The organism is Leptolyngbya boryana PCC 6306 (assembly GCF_000353285.1).
Classification (GTDB): Bacteria; Cyanobacteriota; Cyanobacteriia; order Leptolyngbyales; family Leptolyngbyaceae; genus Leptolyngbya; species Leptolyngbya boryana.
Genome location: NZ_KB731324.1, coordinates 3,632,472 through 3,652,920, shown reverse-complemented (window position 1 = coordinate 3,652,920; position 20,449 = coordinate 3,632,472). Strand labels below are relative to the sequence as shown.

25 protein-coding genes are annotated in these 20,449 nt (G+C 45.5%); 21 read left to right on the top strand and 4 right to left on the bottom strand.

From position 1 onward, the window contains the following. Positions 1 to 143 precede the first annotated feature (143 nt). The gene (gene nifB / locus LEPBO_RS0118340; protein ID WP_026148745.1) at positions 144 to 1,625 is read right to left on the bottom strand and encodes a nitrogenase cofactor biosynthesis protein NifB; all 1,482 of its coding nucleotides are present in this window, start codon (positions 1,623 to 1,625) and stop codon (positions 144 to 146) included. 1,255 nt (positions 1,626 to 2,880) lie between these two features. Between nifB and cysE the strand changes: the two genes are divergently transcribed. The 19 genes from cysE to LEPBO_RS44000 all read left to right on the top strand — a co-directional run bounded on the left by cysE (position 2,881) and on the right by LEPBO_RS44000 (position 14,748). After that, on the top strand, positions 2,881 to 3,594 hold the full coding sequence (cysE, locus tag LEPBO_RS0118335; protein ID WP_017289025.1) for a serine O-acetyltransferase: 714 nt from the start codon (positions 2,881 to 2,883) through the stop codon (positions 3,592 to 3,594). 12 nt (positions 3,595 to 3,606) lie between these two features. After that, positions 3,607 to 3,861, top strand: a complete 255-nt coding sequence (locus tag LEPBO_RS37500) for an Asr1405/Asl0597 family protein (protein WP_017289024.1) — start codon at positions 3,607 to 3,609, stop codon at positions 3,859 to 3,861. A 64-nt stretch (positions 3,862 to 3,925) separates the two neighbouring features. Continuing rightward, positions 3,926 to 4,462 (top strand): DNA starvation/stress protection protein DpsA, encoded by a 537-nt coding sequence (dpsA, locus tag LEPBO_RS0118325; protein ID WP_017289023.1) that lies wholly within the window; start codon positions 3,926 to 3,928, stop codon positions 4,460 to 4,462. Positions 4,463 to 4,574: 112 nt separating this feature from the next. Beyond that, entirely contained in the window at positions 4,575 to 4,874 is a 300-nt protein-coding gene (locus LEPBO_RS41090) for a Mo-dependent nitrogenase C-terminal domain-containing protein (RefSeq protein WP_017289022.1), read from the top strand. A 50-nt stretch (positions 4,875 to 4,924) separates the two neighbouring features. Continuing rightward, positions 4,925 to 6,310 carry a nitrogenase iron-molybdenum cofactor biosynthesis protein NifE gene (gene nifE, locus LEPBO_RS0118320; RefSeq protein WP_036044710.1) on the top strand — a complete coding sequence of 462 codons (1,386 nt, stop codon included), beginning with the start codon at positions 4,925 to 4,927 and terminating at the stop codon, positions 6,308 to 6,310. Beyond that, complete coding sequence (gene nifN / locus LEPBO_RS0118315; RefSeq protein ID WP_017289020.1) at positions 6,310 to 7,617, top strand: nitrogenase iron-molybdenum cofactor biosynthesis protein NifN; 1,308 nt, start codon at positions 6,310 to 6,312, stop codon at positions 7,615 to 7,617. Before nifE ends, nifN begins: the two co-directional genes overlap by 1 nt. A gap of 30 nt (positions 7,618 to 7,647) precedes the next feature. Beyond that, positions 7,648 to 8,061, top strand: coding sequence for a nitrogen fixation protein NifX (gene nifX, locus LEPBO_RS0118310; RefSeq protein ID WP_017289019.1), 414 nt, complete (start codon positions 7,648 to 7,650; stop codon positions 8,059 to 8,061). Then, positions 8,058 to 8,525 carry a NifX-associated nitrogen fixation protein gene (locus LEPBO_RS0118305; RefSeq protein WP_017289018.1) on the top strand — a complete coding sequence of 156 codons (468 nt, stop codon included), beginning with the start codon at positions 8,058 to 8,060 and terminating at the stop codon, positions 8,523 to 8,525. Before nifX ends, LEPBO_RS0118305 begins: the two co-directional genes overlap by 4 nt. A 4-nt stretch (positions 8,526 to 8,529) precedes the next feature. Next, positions 8,530 to 8,742: a CCE_0567 family metalloprotein gene (locus LEPBO_RS0118300; RefSeq protein ID WP_026148744.1), complete on the top strand. Its 213-nt coding sequence runs from the start codon at positions 8,530 to 8,532 to the stop codon at positions 8,740 to 8,742. Further along, positions 8,739 to 9,059 (top strand): nitrogenase-stabilizing/protective protein NifW, encoded by a 321-nt coding sequence (gene nifW / locus LEPBO_RS0118295; protein ID WP_017289016.1) that lies wholly within the window; start codon positions 8,739 to 8,741, stop codon positions 9,057 to 9,059. The genes LEPBO_RS0118300 and nifW overlap by 4 nt, the downstream gene beginning before the upstream one ends. Before the next feature lie 423 nt (positions 9,060 to 9,482). Continuing rightward, positions 9,483 to 10,307, top strand: a complete 825-nt coding sequence (locus LEPBO_RS0118290) for a HesA/MoeB/ThiF family protein (RefSeq protein WP_017289015.1) — start codon at positions 9,483 to 9,485, stop codon at positions 10,305 to 10,307. A 29-nt stretch (positions 10,308 to 10,336) separates the two neighbouring features. Next, the gene (locus tag LEPBO_RS0118285; protein WP_017289014.1) at positions 10,337 to 10,702 is read left to right on the top strand and encodes an iron-sulfur cluster assembly accessory protein; all 366 of its coding nucleotides are present in this window, start codon (positions 10,337 to 10,339) and stop codon (positions 10,700 to 10,702) included. Between the two features lie 88 nt (positions 10,703 to 10,790). Next, complete coding sequence (gene fdxH, locus LEPBO_RS0118280; protein WP_017289013.1) at positions 10,791 to 11,090, top strand: ferredoxin FdxH; 300 nt, start codon at positions 10,791 to 10,793, stop codon at positions 11,088 to 11,090. Between the two features lie 14 nt (positions 11,091 to 11,104). Then, on the top strand, positions 11,105 to 11,353 hold the full coding sequence (locus LEPBO_RS0118275) for a FeoA family protein (RefSeq protein WP_017289012.1): 249 nt from the start codon (positions 11,105 to 11,107) through the stop codon (positions 11,351 to 11,353). Positions 11,354 to 11,375: 22 nt separating this feature from the next. Further along, on the top strand, positions 11,376 to 11,666 hold the full coding sequence (gene fdxB, locus LEPBO_RS0118270; RefSeq protein WP_026148743.1) for a ferredoxin III, nif-specific: 291 nt from the start codon (positions 11,376 to 11,378) through the stop codon (positions 11,664 to 11,666). 78 nt (positions 11,667 to 11,744) lie between these two features. Then, positions 11,745 to 11,954 carry a TOBE domain-containing protein gene (locus tag LEPBO_RS0118265; protein ID WP_017289010.1) on the top strand — a complete coding sequence of 70 codons (210 nt, stop codon included), beginning with the start codon at positions 11,745 to 11,747 and terminating at the stop codon, positions 11,952 to 11,954. A gap of 262 nt (positions 11,955 to 12,216) precedes the next feature. Next, positions 12,217 to 13,014 (top strand): molybdate ABC transporter substrate-binding protein, encoded by a 798-nt coding sequence (gene modA / locus LEPBO_RS0118260; RefSeq protein ID WP_036046141.1) that lies wholly within the window; start codon positions 12,217 to 12,219, stop codon positions 13,012 to 13,014. Further along, entirely contained in the window at positions 13,011 to 13,712 is a 702-nt protein-coding gene (gene modB / locus LEPBO_RS44005; RefSeq protein ID WP_017289008.1) for a molybdate ABC transporter permease subunit, read from the top strand. Before modA ends, modB begins: the two co-directional genes overlap by 4 nt. Continuing rightward, positions 13,663 to 14,748, top strand: a complete 1,086-nt coding sequence (locus tag LEPBO_RS44000) for a sulfate/molybdate ABC transporter ATP-binding protein (protein ID WP_017289007.1) — start codon at positions 13,663 to 13,665, stop codon at positions 14,746 to 14,748. The genes modB and LEPBO_RS44000 overlap by 50 nt, the downstream gene beginning before the upstream one ends. A gap of 34 nt (positions 14,749 to 14,782) precedes the next feature. Here the strand turns inward: LEPBO_RS44000 and LEPBO_RS0118245 are convergent, their stop codons facing one another. The 3 genes from LEPBO_RS0118245 to LEPBO_RS37495 form a co-directional block, all read right to left on the bottom strand. Then, positions 14,783 to 15,781 carry an LLM class flavin-dependent oxidoreductase gene (locus LEPBO_RS0118245; protein ID WP_017289006.1) on the bottom strand — a complete coding sequence of 333 codons (999 nt, stop codon included), beginning with the start codon at positions 15,779 to 15,781 and terminating at the stop codon, positions 14,783 to 14,785. Next, positions 15,778 to 16,134, bottom strand: coding sequence for a hypothetical protein (locus LEPBO_RS0118240; RefSeq protein ID WP_026148742.1), 357 nt, complete (start codon positions 16,132 to 16,134; stop codon positions 15,778 to 15,780). The genes LEPBO_RS0118245 and LEPBO_RS0118240 overlap by 4 nt, the downstream gene beginning before the upstream one ends. 147 nt (positions 16,135 to 16,281) lie before the next feature. Next, positions 16,282 to 16,692: a winged helix-turn-helix transcriptional regulator gene (locus LEPBO_RS37495; protein ID WP_017289004.1), complete on the bottom strand. Its 411-nt coding sequence runs from the start codon at positions 16,690 to 16,692 to the stop codon at positions 16,282 to 16,284. Between the two features lie 659 nt (positions 16,693 to 17,351). On the opposite strand from LEPBO_RS37495, the gene pflB reads away from it, so the two are divergent. Together pflB and pflA are read left to right on the top strand one after the other, a co-directional pair. Then, positions 17,352 to 19,577, top strand: a complete 2,226-nt coding sequence (gene pflB, locus LEPBO_RS0118225) for a formate C-acetyltransferase (protein WP_017289002.1) — start codon at positions 17,352 to 17,354, stop codon at positions 19,575 to 19,577. A gap of 92 nt (positions 19,578 to 19,669) precedes the next feature. Continuing rightward, complete coding sequence (gene pflA, locus LEPBO_RS0118220) at positions 19,670 to 20,416, top strand: pyruvate formate-lyase-activating protein (protein WP_017289001.1); 747 nt, start codon at positions 19,670 to 19,672, stop codon at positions 20,414 to 20,416. The last annotated feature ends 33 nt before the right edge of the window (positions 20,417 to 20,449 follow it).

Below are 20,449 nucleotides of genomic sequence, written 5' to 3'. Positions count from 1 at the left end.
CACCCGATGCTGAGCGAATGAATTCGGGACTCGATAGACAAAGTGTGTGTCTGTACACGGGCAGGAGAAAAGTAGGAGCTAGTCTGCCTGCGTGAGTTTTGTCTGTACAAGGCGCGACTTCATTCGCTCGCCTCGTTCGTCTGCTAACTAACCTGTGCCGTCATGAACTCGTCGTAAAACTCTCTCGCAACTTTTTCAATTACGTCGTAAGCTTCTACAACTTGCAGTCCTGCTTTCTTTAACTCTTCTTGAGGACAGCCTCCAATTTTTGATGCGAGAACTGCCTTACAATCCGCGATCGCTTGAATCACATGATCCAACGTTGCTTCTTCGCCGTATCCACCTTGGCAATACTGATCGATCTTGCGGTGTCCAACAAACTTAGCTTCGTTTGCATCCACTTCAAAGATCTGAAACTCTTTCGCATGACCAAAGTGTTGGTTCACAATGCCACCACCTTTAGTCGCGACTGCAACCAAGATTTTCGGACTGTTCTTCACTCGCTCACTCGGCTTCACTTTCGCTTTTGCAAGCTTGATCTCTTCTTTGAACTGAGCAATGCCTGCATGGACTTCCTGCCGGGTTTCTAAGTCATACTCAGATTCCATTTCCATGAACTTATCTTTGGTGAATTCCTGCGATCGATCTTCACCGAGTAAGCCGACTGCATCTGCGCGACATTGACGACAGTGACGCATCATTTTCATGTTGCTATCTGCACATTCATCTTGCAGGGCTTTTAGCTCTTTAGGGTTCGGCCCACGTTGACCTGTTAAGCCAAAGTGTGTGCCATGCTCTGGAGCTGAAATCAGAGGCATGATGTTGTGTAAGAAGGCTCCGTTTTGGCGGATCACTTGATCAACTTCAACTAAGTGTTTGTCGTTGATTCCAGGAATCATAACCGAGTTGACTTTGCAGAGAATGTCCGCCTCTCTCAGTGCTTGTAAGCCTTCCATTTGCCGCTCATGCAGGATACGAGCAGCTTCTAAACCTTTGTAGCGTCTGCGGCGATAGTGAACCCAAGGATAGATTTTCGTGCCGATCTCAGGATCAACCATGTTAATCGTGATCGTCACGTGATCAACATTGAGAGCTTTAATGCGATCGACATGATCTGGCAACATCAATCCATTAGTAGACAAGCATAATTTAATGTCAGGAGCTTTGTCTGCAATCAGATCAAAGGTGCGGAATGTCTTGTCTGGATTAGCCAATGGATCGCCAGGGCCAGCGATTCCTAAGACCGTCATTTGCGGAATCTTACCAGCAATCACCAGCACTTTGTGTGCTGCTTCTTCTGGTGTGAGCAATTCACTCACCACACCGGGTCGGCTTTCATTCGCGCAGTCGTATTTACGATTGCAGTAGTTACATTGAATGTTACAAGCGGGCGCTACAGCAACGTGCATCCGAGCATAGTGATGATGGGCTTCTTCGCTATAGCAGGGGTGCTTTTCGATTCGTTCTCTCAGGCGGTCATCCATTGTGGGGGTAGCATTTGGGTTACTGCTGCAACCACAGCTACTATCGGATGATTTGGGCTGGGGGTTATTCGGATCGGTAGACTTATTAATGGTCAGATCGGTAACGGGTGTTGTAAGCAATGCCGAGGGTGGTGGTGTCATTGAATTTCGGAATAGTCAGTGGACATCGCCACCTGTGGAGGAGTTTACACAGTCACAGTCTAAGGAATGAAAGTCGCTTCTGTTGAGATTGCAAGACTTGTCTAAACAAGTAATAAACCCTAGTTAAGTTAAGGGAGCTGTTTTAGTGAGCAATCCAGACAAAAGCGACTTCATGGTTGGACGGGGACATGGTGTTATCACTTTGCTCCACACACGTCTGCTTCAAGTTAGGAACGGTATAAATCTCAGTTCCAGGTAGAAGCTTCAGTGATTGGTGTTGTGGAAGTTATAGCAGCCAGGTTTTTCTGCATCGTTTGGCTGAGCGCTGATAGGATTTATTGAAATAATTAGAGATGTACTCAACTGCTGAAACCCCGATTTGTAGAGGAGAAAAAATTATTTTGGGGTGCAGGGTGCGAGTATTTTTAACAGAGGGATTGAGTATTAAAGGGGCGGGGGTTGGGTTTTTCTGTACTCTAGTTGAATCCTTGAATTAATTAGGTTTCAAGGATTTTTGAGTTGGTTTTTTGATGAATTAACCTGTACTCAACTCTTGAGTTTTAAGTCGTTTTAGGCGGGGTTAGAAACTGGAGTAGCCGAAGTGTGGTTACTCCAGACAATTCCGAAATTCAAATCTGTATCTAAAATATCACTTTTTTGAATTCAGCGATCGACTTAATATTTTTTTAACGTTCTATATATAGTGAAAAATATCAGTTGCGCATAGCAATAATTGCGAACTGCAGTACTGTTGAGCAGTTTTCGTTTCTATTGCTGGAGAATGACTGATCCAGTTCTTCAAGGATTGCAAATGACCTCTAGCAATTTGCGATCGAACACTTGCTTTTTCAAAACTATCAGAATAGAATTCAAACCGTAACCACAGATACAGAAAATCTCGTTTTGCCTCAAACCTCCTCAGCTTGAGTACAGTTGAGTACAGGCAAATTTGTGGCAGAATTTGAACTAGAAATAAGCTGAATAGCTTGCTAGGTAAGGAATAGAAGCTTAGACAAATTGAGTGTAGAAATACTCATCCTTATTCCCATAAATACTAGAGCTAGCCCTGAAAAAAGCTAGTCCCTTCACCCTAAAGAAATTTCAAATTGCTTGTACATCAGACTTTGCAAGCTGAGTACATTGCTAATAAGTTCAATAAATCCTATCCAGAGCGATCTCCGAATCAGCATTTTGCCTGCCTGTTATAAGCAAAGCAGACCAGGCACACATAGCTTTAATTCCCTCTTGAGAAGCGATGCTCCAGCCCTTAGTTCTCCCCAAACGCTCTTTTAATCCCTTTCCCTCTTTTCTCAGGAACGGCTTGCAAACGCTCCAGGCTGACTTTCAAATCATCTTTGAACGTGATCCTGCGGCGCGTCACTGGTTAGAAGTCTTGGTGTGCTACCCAGGCTTACACGCTCTCGCCTCTCACCGTTTAGCTCACTGGCTTCATCGTTGTGGTGTTCCATTCTTTCCGCGCTTTATTTCTTTTCTGACTCGTTTTCTGACCGGAATCGAAATTCATCCCGGTGCAACGATCGGTCAAGCAGTCTTTATTGATCATGGTATGGGAGTGGTGATCGGCGAAACTGCGATCGTGGGTGACTATACTTTGATCTATCAAGGAGTCACGCTCGGCGGAACTGGGAAAGAGACTGGAAAGCGTCATCCGACTCTCGGGCAGCATGTTGTCGTTGGGGCGGGTGCGAAAGTACTCGGGAACATTACAGTCGGTGATCATGTGCGAGTTGGGGCAGGCTCGATTGTCCTTCGAGATGTTCCTTCAGCCTGTACCGTTGTGGGCATTCCTGGTCGGAATATCTGTCGGGGCTGTAATAAGACCTTTCAGCCGCTTGAACATCATCAATTGCCTGATGCACAAGCAGTTGTCATTCGGAATTTATACGATCGCATCGAACAGCTTGAGGAGCAACTGCAATCGCTCCGCCCTACCCTCACCAATTCCTAACCCTTCAAATCTATGTTTCAGCACACTCGAAGTCCTAGCATCACGGCTGCTCAGGTCGTCAACATTTCCCGAACCGATCGCTGGCGAATCTATCATCGCTTACAAGAATTAAGGATACCTGCTTGGTGTCCAGAGGATGGCTCACTTTGGGTCGAAGTAGATGATGCGATCGCTGCTTTTTTAGTTCGGAGTACAGTTCAGCAATTTGCCGCATCCCGGAGTGAATTGCTCGGATGGTTAGAGCGATGCTGGACAGAGAGTGTGTAAGACGAGTTTAGATGAAACGAGATTTCAACCATCAAGTCCACCTTATAAGTAAGGGAGTAAAACAATGACCGCAACGCTCGTTCAGTCCTTTGGTCAAGTCGCAGAGAATCCAGTTGGTTTTGGGCAGGATGTAACCGTTCCAATCTGTGAAGGCTTGAATATTGCATTAGCAAGTTTTCAGGCACTTTATCTGCAATATCAGAAGCACCATTTTGTTGTAGAAGGTGCTGAATTCTACTCATTACACGAGTTCTTCAATGAAGGTTACGATGCTGCTGCGGGATATGTGCATCAGATTGGCGAGCGGCTGAATGGACTCGGCGGAACTCCTGCCGCAACGTTCTCTAAATTAGCCGAGCTGTGCTGCTTTACTCCTGAGCCGGATGGAATCTTCTCGGCTCGGCAGATGGTCAGCAACGACTTGCAGGCAGAGCAGGCAATTATCAATGTTCTGCGCCGTCAGGCGGCTCAGGCTGAAAGTGTTGGCGATCGCGCAACTCGATATCTGTATGAGCAGATGTTGCTTGCTACAGAGGATCGAGCGTTTCATTTAGCTCACTTCTTAGCTGAAGATAGCTTGACATTTGCGTTCACTCGATAGGTCTTATGGCTTTGGCAACCCCTAAATTCTCGAAGGTTTGGGAGTTTAGGGGGCGAATCTTCAAACTGACGAAAAAAACTATTCCTAATCACCTCACCCATGACGTTGTCCTATGACTGCAATACACCCGTCTCCTCAAAGCCCAAAAGGGTTGCCTGACCTCCTCCTACCTTTGCGCCGCTTGATCAATAACTTCACGATTCGCAGTTACAGAGTTGCACATCTTATCTGTAAGGTGGTTCCCTGTGCTTGTCCTTTTGAGCGTGATGTGACTCTATTCGGGCGAACTTTTCACATTCCAGCGCTTTGTAAGCTCAATCCTCTTTATAACGAAGTCGTTTTACTTCGCTTCCGAGCACTGAGCTACTTAACGGATATTTGCGAAGAAGATGTTGCACAGTATCTTTGCTAACAGTATCTCTGCTAGTTGAACCACCTCACTAAATTACAAGGGCTTGAGCCATGAGAATGACCCAAGGCAAGATCAACGAACTATTGAGTGAAACAGGTTGTGAACACAACCACAAAAAAGACCAAAAAAAGAATAAGTCATGCACTCAAGTCGCTCAGCCCGGAGCCGCTCAGGGAGGATGTGCTTTTGATGGAGCCATGATTGCTCTCGTTCCGATCGCAGATGTTGCCCATCTGGTTCATGGCCCGATTGCCTGTGCGGGCAATTCTTGGGGCAGTCGAGGCAGTCTTTCTTCGGGAGAGACCCTCTACAAGATGGGCTTTACCACTGATATTACTGAAAATGATGTCATTTTTGGAGGAGAGAAACGGCTGTATAAAGCGATCGCTGAAGTTCAACAACGCTACCAACCTGCTGCCGTCTTCGTCTATTCGACTTGTGTGACTGCACTGATCGGAGATGACTTAGATGCAGTTTGTCAGAAAGCGGCTGAAAAGTTCGGCGTTCCAGTTGTGCCTGTCAATTCACCTGGATTTGTTGGCAGTAAGAACTTAGGCAATCGGATCGGTGGTGAATCTTTACTCGACTATGTTGTGGGTACAGGTGAGCCAGAATATACTACGCCTTACGACATTAACTTAATCGGTGAGTATAACATTGCAGGTGAGATGTGGGGCGTGCTTCCACTCTTTGAAAAGCTTGGAATTCGAGTGCTTGCTAAGATTACCGGAGATGCTCGATATAAAGAAATTACTTACGCGCATCGAGCTAAGCTCAATGTCATGATCTGCTCAAAAGCATTGATCAATATGGGAAGAAAGATGGAGGAGCGCTATGGCATTCCTTACATTGAAGAATCTTTCTACGGTATTGCTGATATGAATCGATGCTTACGCAACATTGCAGCCAAGATCGGAGATGCGAACCTTCAAGAGCGAGTCGAATTACTAATCGCTGATGAAACTGCGAAATTAGATGAAGCTCTAGCACCTTATCGAGCACGCCTCAAAGGTAAGCGAGTTGTGCTTTACACAGGTGGCGTGAAAAGTTGGTCAATCATTTCCGCAGCAAAAGATTTAGGCATGGAAGTGATGGCAACCAGTACGAAGAAAAGTACTGAAGAAGATAAATCTAAAATTAAGGAATTGCTAGGCAAAGACGGCATCATGCTAGAAAAAGGCAATGCTCAGGAATTACTCCGAGTGATTGCTCAGACAAAAGCAGACATGCTGATTGCAGGCGGACGAAATCAGTACACCGCTTTGAAAGCTCGAATTCCTTTTTTAGATATCAACCAAGAGCGTCATCATCCTTATGCAGGCTATGTCGGCATGATCGAGATGGCGAGAGAAATTGACGAAGCTCTGCATAGTCCTGTTTGGCAACAAGTCCGTCAACCTGCTCCCTGGGAAACTCAACGATTGGAGGTTTTGTAATGGCTGTAATCACGACTCCTAAAAAATCTGTAGCGGTAAATCCATTAAAGCAAAGTCAGCCGCTTGGAGCCGCGCTAGCTTATTTGGGGCTGAAAGGTGTAATGCCGCTATTTCATGGCTCTCAAGGCTGTACAGCATTTGCAAAAGTGATGCTCGTTCGTCACTACCGGGAAGCAATCCCGCTCTCAACGACAGCAATGACTGAAGTGAGTACGGTTCTGGGTGGTGAAGACAATGTGGAACAAGCAATTTTGACTTTGGTTGAAAAGTCGAAGCCAAGCATTATTGGACTCTGTACCACTGGACTGACCGAGACTCGCGGCGATGATATGGATGGGATTCTGAAAAGCATTCGGAAGCGCCATCCAGAACTGTTTGATTTGCCAATAGTATTCACCTCGACCCCTGACTATAAAGGTGCATTACAAGACGGATATGCGGCAGCAGTAGAAAGCATTGTGACTGAACTTCCGCAACCGGGAGAAGTGCGATCAGATCAAGTGAATCTCTTAGTGAGTTCTGCCTTTACTCCAGGTGATGTGCAAGAAATCAAAGATATGATCACAGCCTTTGGGCTGACTCCGATCGTGGTTCCTGATCTCTCTGCGTCTTTGGATGGACATTTAGACGACTCTTATGGCGCTGTAACTGGCGGTGGCACGACGCTTGCCGAATTGCGCGAAATGGGCAGTTCTGTCTTTACTTTGGCAGTCGGAGACAGTATGACGAAAGCCGCGGAAATTCTGCAAGAGCGATTTGACATTCCGTTTGAAGTGTTCGATCGCTTAACTGGATTAGGTGTCGTTGATGAATTTATTCAATGCTTAGCAGATTTGAGCGGGGCTGAAGTGCCTGCGAAGTTCTCTCATCAGCGTCGGCAATTGCAGGATGCGATGTTAGATACGCACTTCTACTTTGGGCGAAAAAAAGTCGCGATCGCATTAGAGCCTGATTTGCTCTGGTCTACAGCACAGTTCTTAGAGTCAATGGGCTGTGAAATTCAAGCGGCTGTCACGACGACAAAATCGCCCTTGTTAGAACAGCTGGCAATCGATTCAGTCACAATTGGCGACTTAGAAGATTTTGAGCAGTTAGCCGTTGGGGCAGATTTGCTCATCACCAATTCGCATGGAAAAGCGGTGTCGAAGCGGTTAGGAATTCCATTGTATCGGCAAGGATTTCCGATCTTCGATCGCTTAGGGAATGGGCAGTTTAGCAAAGTTGGCTATCAAGGCACAACGCAGCTATTGTTCAACATTGGAAACTTGCTTTTAGAAGTAGAAGAAGCACATGCTGCTGGCGCGTAGCAGCTTTAGTAAATTTTAGGAGTGATCATCATGAAGATTGCTTTTACAACCCAAGATCAAGTTCACATCAATGCTCATTTTGGCTCAGCCAGTAAGATTGATGTGTATGAGATTTCGGCAGATGGATATGAGTTTGTTGAGACGTTGAGATTTGGGGGTGACCTCAAAGAAGACGGTAATGAAGACAAACTTGCTCCCAAAGTAGAAGCCCTAGCAGATTGCACGATCGTTTATGTTTCATCGATTGGTGGCAGTGCGGCAGCCCGACTGATTAAGAAGCGCATTACCCCTGTCAAAGCAAAGTCAGAAGAAGAAGAAATTAACGATGTGCTGACCCGGTTGGTGCAAACGCTGAAAGGCAATCCTCCACCGTGGTTACGCAAAGCACTCCAGCAAAAATCACAATCATTTGAAGAACTTGAAGCAGAGGAAGCAATTGTATGAGTGTTACAGAAGTTGAATCGACATTTGAAGTCGCAAGTAGCCCATTTTTGAAAGCGATCGTCAATCAAATCCGCGCCAATGATTCGTATGGAACTTATCGCGCTTGGAGTGATGAGTTGCTCCTGAAGCCCTATGTGGTCACCAAGGCACAAAAGCGTGAGATCTCGGTCGATGGCGAGGTTGACCCGATTACGAAAGGAAGAATTTTAGCGTTCTATCGCGCGATCGCAACTCGTGTGGAAGAAGAAACGGGGCAGCTTTGCCAAGTTGTGATTGATCTAAGTCATGAAGGCTTTGGCTGGGCATTAGTTTTCTGTGGTCGGTTGCTTGTCGTTGCTAGAACCTTGCGGGATGCTCAACGATTTGGATTTGACACGCTCGAAAAGACTGCCCTGGAAGGCGAAAAGATTGTTCAAAATGGCGTGAACGCAATTCAAAAATTCCCTGATGCAGCGAAAGGATAGAGCGATGCCAACGACGACCAGCGTTGAAGAACTCAAGACGCAAATCAAACGCCTCAATAGCAAAGCAGGTCAAATGAAAATGGACTTGCACGATCTCGCTGAAGGGTTGCCAACTGATTATGAAACCTTAATCGAAGTCGCAACTTCAACTTATGAGATTTTTCGAGAAATCCATGATCTCAAGCAACAGTTAAAGCAACAGGAGCAAGCAAAATGACGACGTTAACGCTGGCTGAGTTTAAGAACATTACTGATGCTGAGGCATATTTTGAGTTTTTTCAGCTACCTTATGATGCCAAGGTTGTAAATGTGAATCGGTTACACATTCTGAAAAAGCTCTCGCAGTTTATGGCAGAAATTGATGCAAATTTCCCAGAGATTGATGATGCAGAGCGTTTGGCACAGTATCGAGATGCTTTGATTCAAGCTTATGAAACGTTCCTGACAACTTCACCCTTGGAAACGAAACTGTTCAAGGTTTTCAATGAGAAGCCGAAAGGTGTTGTGATGTTGTCGGAACTATCAGCGGATTAAAGCTTCGCTGAGTGTGATCTCTCTGTCTTGCTAATTCAGATGCATTCAGGGGGATCAATAAATAGATCGGCGCAATTCACTTGAAGATAGTTGCTGCGTTTGTGTCTCGCCCTGAACTGGAAGTTCGGGCTAACAGTGCGAAGTGGGTTTCAACCCACTGAAGAAGACGTTGAGATGAGCTGTTAGTTCAGTTCAGTAGAAGACGTTGAGATTGGCTGTTAGTCCGGTTCAGTGGACTGCGCACGGTTAGCCCCGAATTCATTCCGGGGCGGGTGAGCAACGAAGCGAGAGGACTCATCGAATTTCGAGAGGACTCGTCGAACTTAATCTTGAATCACGCTCATCTACTTACTTCTCTAGCCCAATAGATTTGATCCTCCCTAACCCTTGCCCTGTCCTTTTTGAATCTGAAGGTAACTGATCGTGTTAGACCTAACCCCTACAGAACTAGAACGCTATCGCCGTCAGATGATGCTTCCCGGCTTTGACGAAGATGCACAGCGACGACTGAAATCATTTACAGCGTTAGTCACTGGAGTCGGCGGACTGGGAGGTACAGCAGCCCTGTACCTAGCAGTTGCAGGCATTGGAAAACTCATTTTAGTTCGTGGGGGTGAGTTGCGACTCGACGATATGAATCGCCAAGTTCTCATGACGCATGACACTGTGGGACAACCGCGCGTGTTCAAAGCAAAAGAAACTTTGGAGAAAATCAATCCCGATGTCGAAGTCGAAGCAGTGTTCGACTATATTACTCCGGACAATGTGGATCACTTAGTTCGATCGACTGATATTACACTAGACTGCGCTCACAATTTTGCAGAACGAGACCTGTTAAACGAAGCTTGTGTGAGATACCGGAAGCCGATGGTAGAGGCGGCGATGGATGGCATGGAAGCTTATTTGACCACTATTTTGCCGGGGCAAACAGGCTGTCTTACCTGTTTGTTTCCAGAAAAGCCAGAGTGGGATCGGCGCGGCTTTGCGGTCGTGGGTGCAGTTTCTGGGACGTTAGCTTGTTTAGCAGCATTAGAAGCGATCAAGCTGATAACGGGGTTCGAGAAGCCTTTGGTATCTGAACTGTTGACGATGAATTTAGGACGATTAGAGTTTGCGAAGCGTCGGATTTATCGCGATCCGCATTGCCCTGTCTGTGGCAATCATGCACCTTGGCGGCAGCACGTTAGCCGATCGTTGGAGTCACAACTTCGAGATTTAGATGTGCGATCGCATTTTCAACTTGTCTAGACCGATTTAGAACAATCAGGAGAATATTCATGACGGTTACTTTGACGGAAAGAGCAGAACTTCGCCTGCGCGCATTCTTGCAAGGCACAGCCAATCCTACAGATACGAAAGGTATTCGAGTTGGGGTATCTGATGGGGGTTGTAGTGGCTATCAATATACGCTGGACATTGCGAATGAGCCGAAACCCGATGATGTAATTGAGCAACAAGGGCGAGTGAAAATCTATATCGATCCACAGGCTGCTGCTTTGATCAATGGAGTCGTGGTTGATTTTGTAGAAGGTTTGATGGATAGCGGATTTAAGTTTAGTAATCCGAATGCGACAGATACTTGCGGGTGTGGACAATCTTTCCAAGCAGGAGATTGCACTCCGGCAGCGGTTCCTTGTAGTTAACTCACTCGATCTCACGATATCGCGAGAAATAGCAATTCGGCGAGATCTAAAAAACAATTGAAGTACTACTCTCTCAGAGGTTCAAATTATGGCTACTTACCAAGTTCGACTGATCAACAAAAAGCGCAACCTCGACATCACACTTCCTGTCGATGAAGATACGACAGTTTTAGAAGCTGCGGAAGAGGCAGAACTCGACTTGCCGTTCTCTTGCCATTCTGGCGCGTGCTCAAGCTGTGTGGGTAAAGTTGTCGAAGGAGAAATTAACCAAGACGATCAAACCTTCCTCGATGAGGAACAAGTTGCTAAAGGGTTTGTCTTGCTCTGTGTGACTTATCCTCGCACCGATTGTACGATTCGCACTCATCAAGAAGCTTACCTAGTTTAGTAGAGGACAGAAGAATGACAGGATTTACGATCGAAGGTTCCTCACTCAAGCTTCTAAAGCCTCAAGAACAAGGAGTTGTGAGTCGAATTGATAGTTCAAGAGGCGATTTTGTAGCTCAGAAATTACGATCGATGAACATCACTTTGGGAACAAGAGTGACCGTTGAACAGCGATCTCCTCGATTTCTTCTGAGAGTTGGAGCGGATCAAGTCGCACTCAGCGATCCGCTTCAAGACGCAATCTATGTCCGGCTTAGTCGATAATCTAGCTTACGAGGAGAACACAGTGGCAACTTTAACGAATGTGACGTTTGGTGGAACGGCTTGGATACCGCAGTTTGTACAGTCAATCAATCAGACAAAATGCATTGGCTGTGGTCGATGCTTTAAAGCTTGTGGTCGGGATGTTTTAGCACTCAAAGCTCTGAATGACGAGGGAGAATGGGTCGAGGATGAAGACGATGAGGAGATTGAACGTAAGGTGATGACGATCGCGAATCGCGATAAATGTATTGGTTGCGAAGCTTGTTCGCGGGTTTGTCCGAAGAACTGCTACACCCACGAATCTCTGAATTAATTGTATCAACCGCATCAGCTTGCCCAATTGTACTCAGCTAAGCTCTGAATTCATTATCTTTCTAGTAGGAGTGAGTTTATGCAGATCAGTGCTCGTAATTCCCTAAAAGGAACAGTTAAACAGGTAGTTCCAGGAGCAATCAATACAGAGATTGTAATTGAGATTGCACCCGGAGTTGAAGTCGTTTCAGTGATTACGAAATCCTCAGCCGAGGGCTTAGCTTTAGACATTGGAAAAGCAGTGTATGCTGTGGTTAAATCTTCAGATGTAATGGTTGCGATTGATTAGAGTTGATTGATCCTTTATCGCTTCAATGATTCTTTAGCTAGTTTTAATCTTTTGAACTGTCTCATAGATCCTTCAGCATGGGATAGGGAATTGAAAGTCTTTCAGCCTACCTAGATTGAGTGGATTGTAGATTGAGCTGATTTTTCGAGAAAAATTTTGCTCTATATTTTCTAGTCAACGAATTGAGGTTCAAGAGTTAAAGAATCATTGAAATTCAGTGATCAATCAAAGATACTCTTTAAACATGTTCTATGACTTCGCCATGAATAGAAGACGATTCTTTGCTTTTGCATCGCTACTTCTGCTGTCCTGCACGATTGTAGTAGGTTGCCAATCCAAGCCTGCTGTACAAACTCCGGCCACTATTACTGTTTCAGCAGCAGCAGATCTGAAATATGCCTTTCAAGACTTGGCAACGCAGTGGGAACAGGAGACCGGAAATAAAGTTGTCTTGAACTTCGGATCGACCGGGCAACTTGCTCAACAAATTGAGCGAGGAGCTTCACCCGATTTATTCGCAGCAGCCAACAAATCATTCATTGAAGCATTAGACCAAAAAGGATTAATTCAATCAGAGACAAAATTACTGTATGGTCGAGGTCGGCTTGTCATCTGGACGAAGCCAAATCGGGAATTAGCACTCAAAGATTTAAAAGATCTGACGCGACCTGAAATTCAACGTATTGCGATCGCCAATCCGAACCACGCACCTTACGGAATTGCTGCTCAGCAAGCATTAGAATCAATTGGGATTTGGCAAGAAATTCAACCGAAATTAGTATTAGCAGAAAATATTCGTCAAGCACAGCAATATGCTGAAACGGGCAATGTTGATGTTGCACTCGTTGCTCTTTCTTTGAGTGTGCATAAATCCGGAAAATGGCAACTGATTCCTGAAGAGTTGCACAAACCACTTGACCAAATGATGGCAGTGCCCAAACGTGCTCAACATCCAGGACTAGGGCAAGAGTTTGCAAAATTCATTGATAGTCAAAAAGGAAGACCAACCATGCAAAAATATGGCTTCGTTCTACCCGGTGAAAAAATCGCAGCAGAATGAACCTCTCCCCTTATCTCTTATCAATTCAAGTCACGATCGTCGCAACTCTCCTAATTTTAATGGTTGGATTAGGTGCGGCGATCGTTCTTGCACGAGTTCGATTTCCAGGTGAAACGATTGTTTCGACAATTCTCAATTTGCCGTTAGTTCTCCCTCCGAGTGTCGTCGGATTTTATCTACTCATGGCATTCGGTCGAGGTAGTCCACTTTATGAATGGTTCGGGATTGATATTCTATTTACTTGGCAGGCTGCCGCGATCGCATCTGCAATCGTTGCGTTGCCGTTGATGATTGAATCGTCTCGATCGGCGATCGCATCGATTCATCCTGAGCTTGAAGCCGTTGCTCGAACTTTGGGATCTTCGGAATTAGAAGTCTTATGGCGTGTGACCCTACCGATGGCGAAACCTGGAATTCTAGCAGGCTTTATCTTATCGGTAGCAAGAGCAATGGGAGAATTTGGAGCCACCTTAATGGTTGCAGCAAGTATCCCAGGACGGACGCAAACGTTACCTCTAGCGATTTATGATGCGGTGCAAAATCAAGAATACGATCGCGCACATCAAATGGTTGCAGTGATGACCTTGTGGACATTTTTCTTGCTGCTCTGGGCACGTCGATTAGAACATTCAAACCGGAGATCTCGCTATGCCGTTGTTCGTAAACATCCAAAAACAACTAACGAGCTATCCGCTTAAGATTGCTTTTGATCTAGACCAGAACACACTGGGAATTTTGGGGGGTTCTGGCTCTGGTAAAAGCATGACGCTGCGCTGTATTGCGGGAATCGAAACACCCGATCAAGGGCGAATTGTCTTGAACGATCGCGTGTTATTTGATTCTAAGCGGGGGATTAATGTTCCGATTCGCGATCGCCGAGTCGGATTTGTGTTTCAGAACTATGCTTTATTTCCCCATTTAACCGTAGCGCAGAACATTGTTTATGGATTGCAGCATTTGAAACGAACAGACCAGCGATCAAGATTAGCAGAACAGATAGAAAAACTCCATTTACAAGGGCTTGAGGATCGCTATCCGCAGCAAATTTCTGGAGGACAACAGCAACGAGTTGCATTAGCGCGAGCATTAGCAATCGAACCAGAAATCTTGATTTTAGATGAGCCTTTTTCGGCATTAGATACTTATCTGCGAAGTCATTTACAAGAGCAGCTAGCAGAAGCATTAGCAACCTATTCAGGTACGACATTATTTGTGACGCATAACTTAGAAGAAGTGTATGGAATCTGCCAGAAGATTTTAGTCATCTCAGATGGAAAGCAAATGGCGTACGATCGCAAAGAGGCAATCTTCGATCGACCAGAGACTTACACAGTGGCACAAATTACAGGATGTAAGAACTTTTCTCAGGCGCATCAGATTAGCGCGACTCGGATTGAAGCGCGTGAGTGGGGATGCCAATTAGATGTGGTGGAGCCGATTCCAGATGACTTTGCTTGTGTGGGCATTCGTGCCCATCATTTGACGTTTTCAGACGACGCGAATCAGATGAATACGTTTCCTTGCTGGGTAACAAAAACACGGGAAACGCCGCATCGAACAACGATTTATCTCAAGTTAAACAGCCCGCCCCTGCATCCTATGGACTATCATGTGCAGGCAGAAGTCTTTAAGGAGCGATGGGCGATGGTGAAGGATCAGCCGTTGCCTTGGTTCGTGCATCTTGACCCGTTGCGATTGTTTATGATGCGATCGCACGACGTTGGGGGCGGCTAGGTTAAAAGCGTTTGAGCAAGTAGAATCAGCGAATTTAACCGCGGACTTCCTGCCAATATCGCGTCAGACTCTCCTGATTCTTGGCTAAATCGAGCGCGACAGGTTGAAGCGCGATCGTATCGACATTCAACTCCTCCTGAAGTTGTCTCACCTTATCCTGGCAGGTTTTCACGCTACCAATGATCGAATTTTGAATCAGAAAATCAGCATCAAATGGATTCGATTGTTGGCTCAACTGAGTAAAGTTCTGAGCATTTCCGCTCTTCTGAATCTGAGTTGCTAATCCTTGCATTCGGCTACTAAATTTATCTATAAACGGCAGAGCTTCGCTGATTGCTTCTTCATCTGTTCGTGCGACATAAAAGAATCGAGCTAGCATCAATTTCTCAGAGCCACTGGCATTCAACTGACGGTACTTCGCGAGTGTCGTTTTTAACTTTTGGATCGAGAATGGCGCGCCTCCCATCAATCCAAAATTATGTTTCGCTGCAAACGCGATCGCATCATCATCGCCGCTTGCAATCCAGACAGGCATCGGTTGTTGAACGGGTTTCGGATAGATAGTAACGCGATCGCATTGATAAAACTGCCCTTGAAACGACACCTCCGACTCATACAGCAACTTCCAAACTAGCTCCATCGATTCCAACGTTTTAGCCCGTGCTTCTGACATCGGAGTCGCAAAATGTTTGTTCTGCTCTGGAAATGGGCCGCCTTTTGCAATTCCAAAAGCAAATCGTCCCTGGCATAAGTTATCTAAGGTTGCGATATCTTCTGCGATTTGAATCGGATGATGGAATGCGAGTAAAACCGCAGCAGACCCTAAGTGAATTCGACTTGTAACCGCAGCTAAATGAGCGAGCAACGGTAAAATTGATGGACTGACATGGAATTCATCAAAATGATGTTCTGTCACCCAAGCTTCCTCAAACCCTAATTGTTCCGCATGTTGAACGATCGCGACTTGATCCGCGATCGCGCGTTGTGCATTCTGATGATAGTTCTCGTAAGTGCAAAAAATGCCAGTTTTCATGGGGTTTCAGGGAGTTGGGCAGGAAGTAACCAGTGCAATTCCAACCAGAATCGAGGCGCTTCTTTTTTCAATTTCGACATCGGATCGCGAATTAACCGATTCGCATTGATGCAAACTGGATCTGCAAGTCCCATGTAGCGAGAGATATGCCCAAATGCTTCCTTCTGTTCAGAAACAGTCTCAAACAAAGTATTCGGACAATAAATTGCAAAGTAATCTAATCGGCTTGGAGGCTGTCCCCAATGAACGGTGACTAGCTTAATGTAGCAATGACGTAACACCTTGCTCGGTTGAGGATAGGTACGCCTCATTAAATGGATGAATTCCTGCACCAAAAGGGGTTCCGATAGCATGATGATGCCGTCAGTCGTGGATATCACTTTATATCATGCACCTCAAAATGAGTAGGTTTATCCTACTCTCATTAGAGTTATTAAACCTGTACTCAGCCCGATTATTTGGTACTCACAGCCTCGCGGTAGGACAAGGAGCAAGTATTTTTAGGAAGAGGGGCAAGCATTTTCTACCGGATTAAATTGCTCCAACGGACAAGAGCAAGGTGTTTGTTCTAACCATTGAGTGCCCACTTGATGCAGGGCGATCATCACCGGCTGAATTTGACGACCCTTGGCCGTCAGAGAATATTCAACATGAGGCGGAACCTCTGCGAAAACTTGACGATCGATTAACCCATATTCTTCCAGTTCTCGTAGCCGAACCATCAGAGTCTTAGTACTAATTCCTGGCATCGCCGCTAACAGTTCATGCGTTCGACGGTTGCCTGTAAATAGCTCTCGCAGTACTAAAATTGACCACTTATTCCCCAGGAGATCGACGACGAATTGAATCGGACATGTGACTTCAAGGCAATCTTTAGCGTTATCTATCAAATTCAACTTAGCGTTATCCATCAAATTCAACCTGGTGCAATCCGTCTCTATCTTAAACATCACAGTTGAATCCACTGTACTATTCATTCTAAAAACTTAAGACTTTCTTTACAGTTGTACAAACCGCCGATGGAGAGCGAATCTTTTACTTTCAGTTACTATGCGGTATTGGCTGTAATCACCTTGTAAATCGATTTCAACAGACTAGGATGAGGGTGTTGAGTTTTGCTCAATCGGGGACTGTCGAGTCTGGCAGTCTTTGTGCATTCGATCTGACGAGGACTGGGAAATAATTTGCCGACCTATGTGTGATTTGGTGTTTGGGATTAGTCAAAAAATAGCGATGATTTGATGCCGTATTTCAATGGGCTAGAAACAGTGGCACGATGTCTCTATATCTGACGATTCGGGATGTTTAAAGCATTCAATTGGTTTAAATTCAAGAAAGATGGTGTCATTTACAGCATTCCAAAATCTAAACGAATGCTGTTTTTATTTGAGAATTTATTCCGAATCGATTTTTGTTATGTTTCTATCATGGTTAGCGATTTATTTAACATTTCAGTTGCGATTAACTTTGTGAATTGTAATATACTCAGAGTGCGAGAGAAAAGAGTTGATAGCAATGCTTCAGAGCATTCCTTCTTTTCCAAAATCCTTCACCAGAGGTGAGTATAGATATGGTGAAACAATGGCAAGATTTTCAATCAGGCAATTGGATGCAAGAAATTGATGTTCGCAATTTCATCCAAACCAATTACACACCTTACACCGGAGATGATTCGTTTCTAGCAGGTGTAACTGAAACAACACAAAAGCTTTGGAATCAAGTCAAAGATTTGATGAAGCTAGAGCGTGAGAAAGGCATTTTAGACGTAGATACAGCAACGGTTTCGTCGATTACATCTCATGTTCCCGGATATGTCGATCGCGATTTAGAAAAGATCGTCGGTCTACAAACAGATCACCCTCTAAAGCGGGCAATCATGCCTTTCGGTGGAATTCGAGTTGTGAAAGCTGCGCTCAAAGCCTATGGCTACGAGCTTGATCCCAACACCGAAGCGATCTTTCATTTCCGTAAGACTCATAATGATGGCGTGTTTGACGCTTACACTCAAGAAATGCGCTTAGCGCGGCATTCTGGCATCATTACAGGCTTGCCGGATGCCTATGGTCGAGGTCGAATCATTGGAGACTATCGGCGAGTTGCTTTATATGGGGTCGATCGCTTAATTGACGACAAAAAAGCTCAACTCAAATCGCTCGAAGTTGATTCGATTGATGAAACGGTGATCCGCACCCGTGAAGAACTTTCCGAGCAAATCCGCGCTCTGTTTGAACTCAAAGAAATGGCAGCCGCTTACGGCTTCGACATTAGCCAACCTGCACAAACTGCTCAAGAGGCGATTCAGTGGCTTTATTTTGGCTATCTGGCAGCCGTGAAAGAGCAAAATGGGGCAGCGATGTCGATCGGGCGAATTTCGACCTTCCTGGACATTTATTGCGAACGGGATCTGGCTCAAGGACGGGTCACGGAATCAGAGCTGCAAGAACTGATCGATCACTTTGTCATGAAGCTGCGCATGGTGCGTTTCCTGCGGACTCCAGACTATAACGACCTGTTCTCAGGCGATCCCACTTGGGTGACTGAAAGTATCGGCGGCATGGGCGAAGATGGTCGTCCCTTGGTTACTAAGACCAGCTTCCGATTTTTACACACCCTTGAGAATTTAGGTGCTGCACCCGAACCGAATCTCACGGTGCTCTGGTCAGAACAATTGCCGAGAGCGTTTAAGGAATTTTGTACTAAAACCTCGATCGCAACAAGTGCGATTCAGTACGAGAACGATGATGTGATGCGCCCGTATTGGGGAGATGATTATGCGATCGCGTGTTGTGTCTCGGCAATGCGCGTCGGCAAGCAAATGCAGTTTTTCGGAGCTAGAGTCAATCTTGCTAAATGTTTGCTCTATGCGATCAATGGCGGAAAAGATGAAAAATCGGGTGAGCAAATTGCTCCTGCTGCTGAACCAATCACGTCGGACTTCCTAGAGTATGAAGAAGTGCTGAGTAAATTCAAGGCAATGATGGCTTGGTTAGCCAAAGCTTACATCAATACTTTGAATGTGATTCACTACATGCACGACAAGTACTGTTATGAACGCCTAGAAATGGCATTACATGACAGAGACATTCTCCGCACAATGGCATGCGGAATTGCCGGACTCTCTGTTGCGACCGATGCGCTTTCTGCCATCAAATATGCAAAAGTCAAAGTTCTACGCAACGATGCCGGACTTGCCGTTGATTATGAAATTGAAGGTGATTTTCCGAAGTATGGCAACAATGACGATCGAGTCGATCAGATTGCTGTCAGTCTGGTAACAGAATTTATGAGCGAACTTCGGAAACATAAAACTTACCGGGATGCTGTTCCGACCCAATCGGTGTTAACGATTACGTCGAATGTCGTTTACGGCAAGAAAACCGGAAACACACCCGATGGTCGAAAAGCAGGCGCGCCGTTTGCACCCGGAGCCAATCCGATGCACGGACGAGATATTAAGGGAGCGATCGCTTCTTTGGCTTCTGTCGCCAAACTGCCTTATTCAGAGTCACAAGACGGAATTTCTAACACATTCTCGATTGTGCCTACGGCTCTCGGCAGAACTGTTGGGGATCGCGTCAATAACCTGACTGGAATGTTAGATGGCTATTTCCATCAAGGCGGACATCACATCAATGTGAATGTGCTCGATCGTGAAATGCTGCTAGACGCAATGGATCATCCAGAACTGTATCCTCAACTCACGATTCGCGTGTCAGGCTATGCCGTGAACTTCATCAAACTGACGCGAGAACAGCAGTTAGATGTGTTAGAGCGAACATTCCACGATCGCTTTTAGAATGGGATAATCCAGCCGTGTCGCAGATGTCCCAAGGGATTCGTAAAACTGTGCCACCAGAACCATTTATTTGATCCGAGAAAGTAGCACCTATGACGAATACGCTCTCAAAAACAGCAGGCTACATCCACTCAATCGAAACCTGTGGCACAGCCGATGGTCCCGGCATCCGCTTTATTATCTTTACCTCTGGGTGTCCTCTTCGCTGTCTATACTGTTGCAATCCCGACTGTCGCCATCTCGAAGATGGAAAGCTAGTAACGGTCGATGAACTGATCGAGGAGATCCAAAAATATATTCCCTATATGCAGGCTTCTGGCGGTGGAGTCAATGCCTGCGGAGGGGAACCGCTCTTTCAGCCCCAATTTGTTCGAGAGATCTTTAAACGATGTCACGAACTCAAGATCCATACAGCGCTTGATACATCTGGATTTTGTGAGTTGAATGTTGCAAAGCCTGTGCTCGAGTATACCGACCTTGTGTTACTAGATATTAAATCATTCGATGCAAGCACTTACCACAAAGTAACGGGTGTTAATATCGAACCAACTTTAACTCTTGCTCGGTATCTGAATCAGATTCACAAACCGGTTTGGATTCGATTTGTGCTTGTACCTGGTTTAACAGATGATCCCCAGAATATTGCTGGGCTAGCAGATTTTCTAGCAACGCTCACCAATATCGAAAGAGTTGATGTTTTACCGTTTCATAAAATGGGCGAGTACAAATGGGAGCAATTAGGCTATGACTATCAGCTAAAAGACACCCCAAACCCAACTTCAGAGCAAGTTCAAGCCGCGATCGACATTTTCAAAAGTCGCAATCTCAATGCTATGTAACTTGCTCAACCTAAAATAATCGCTACTCTCATC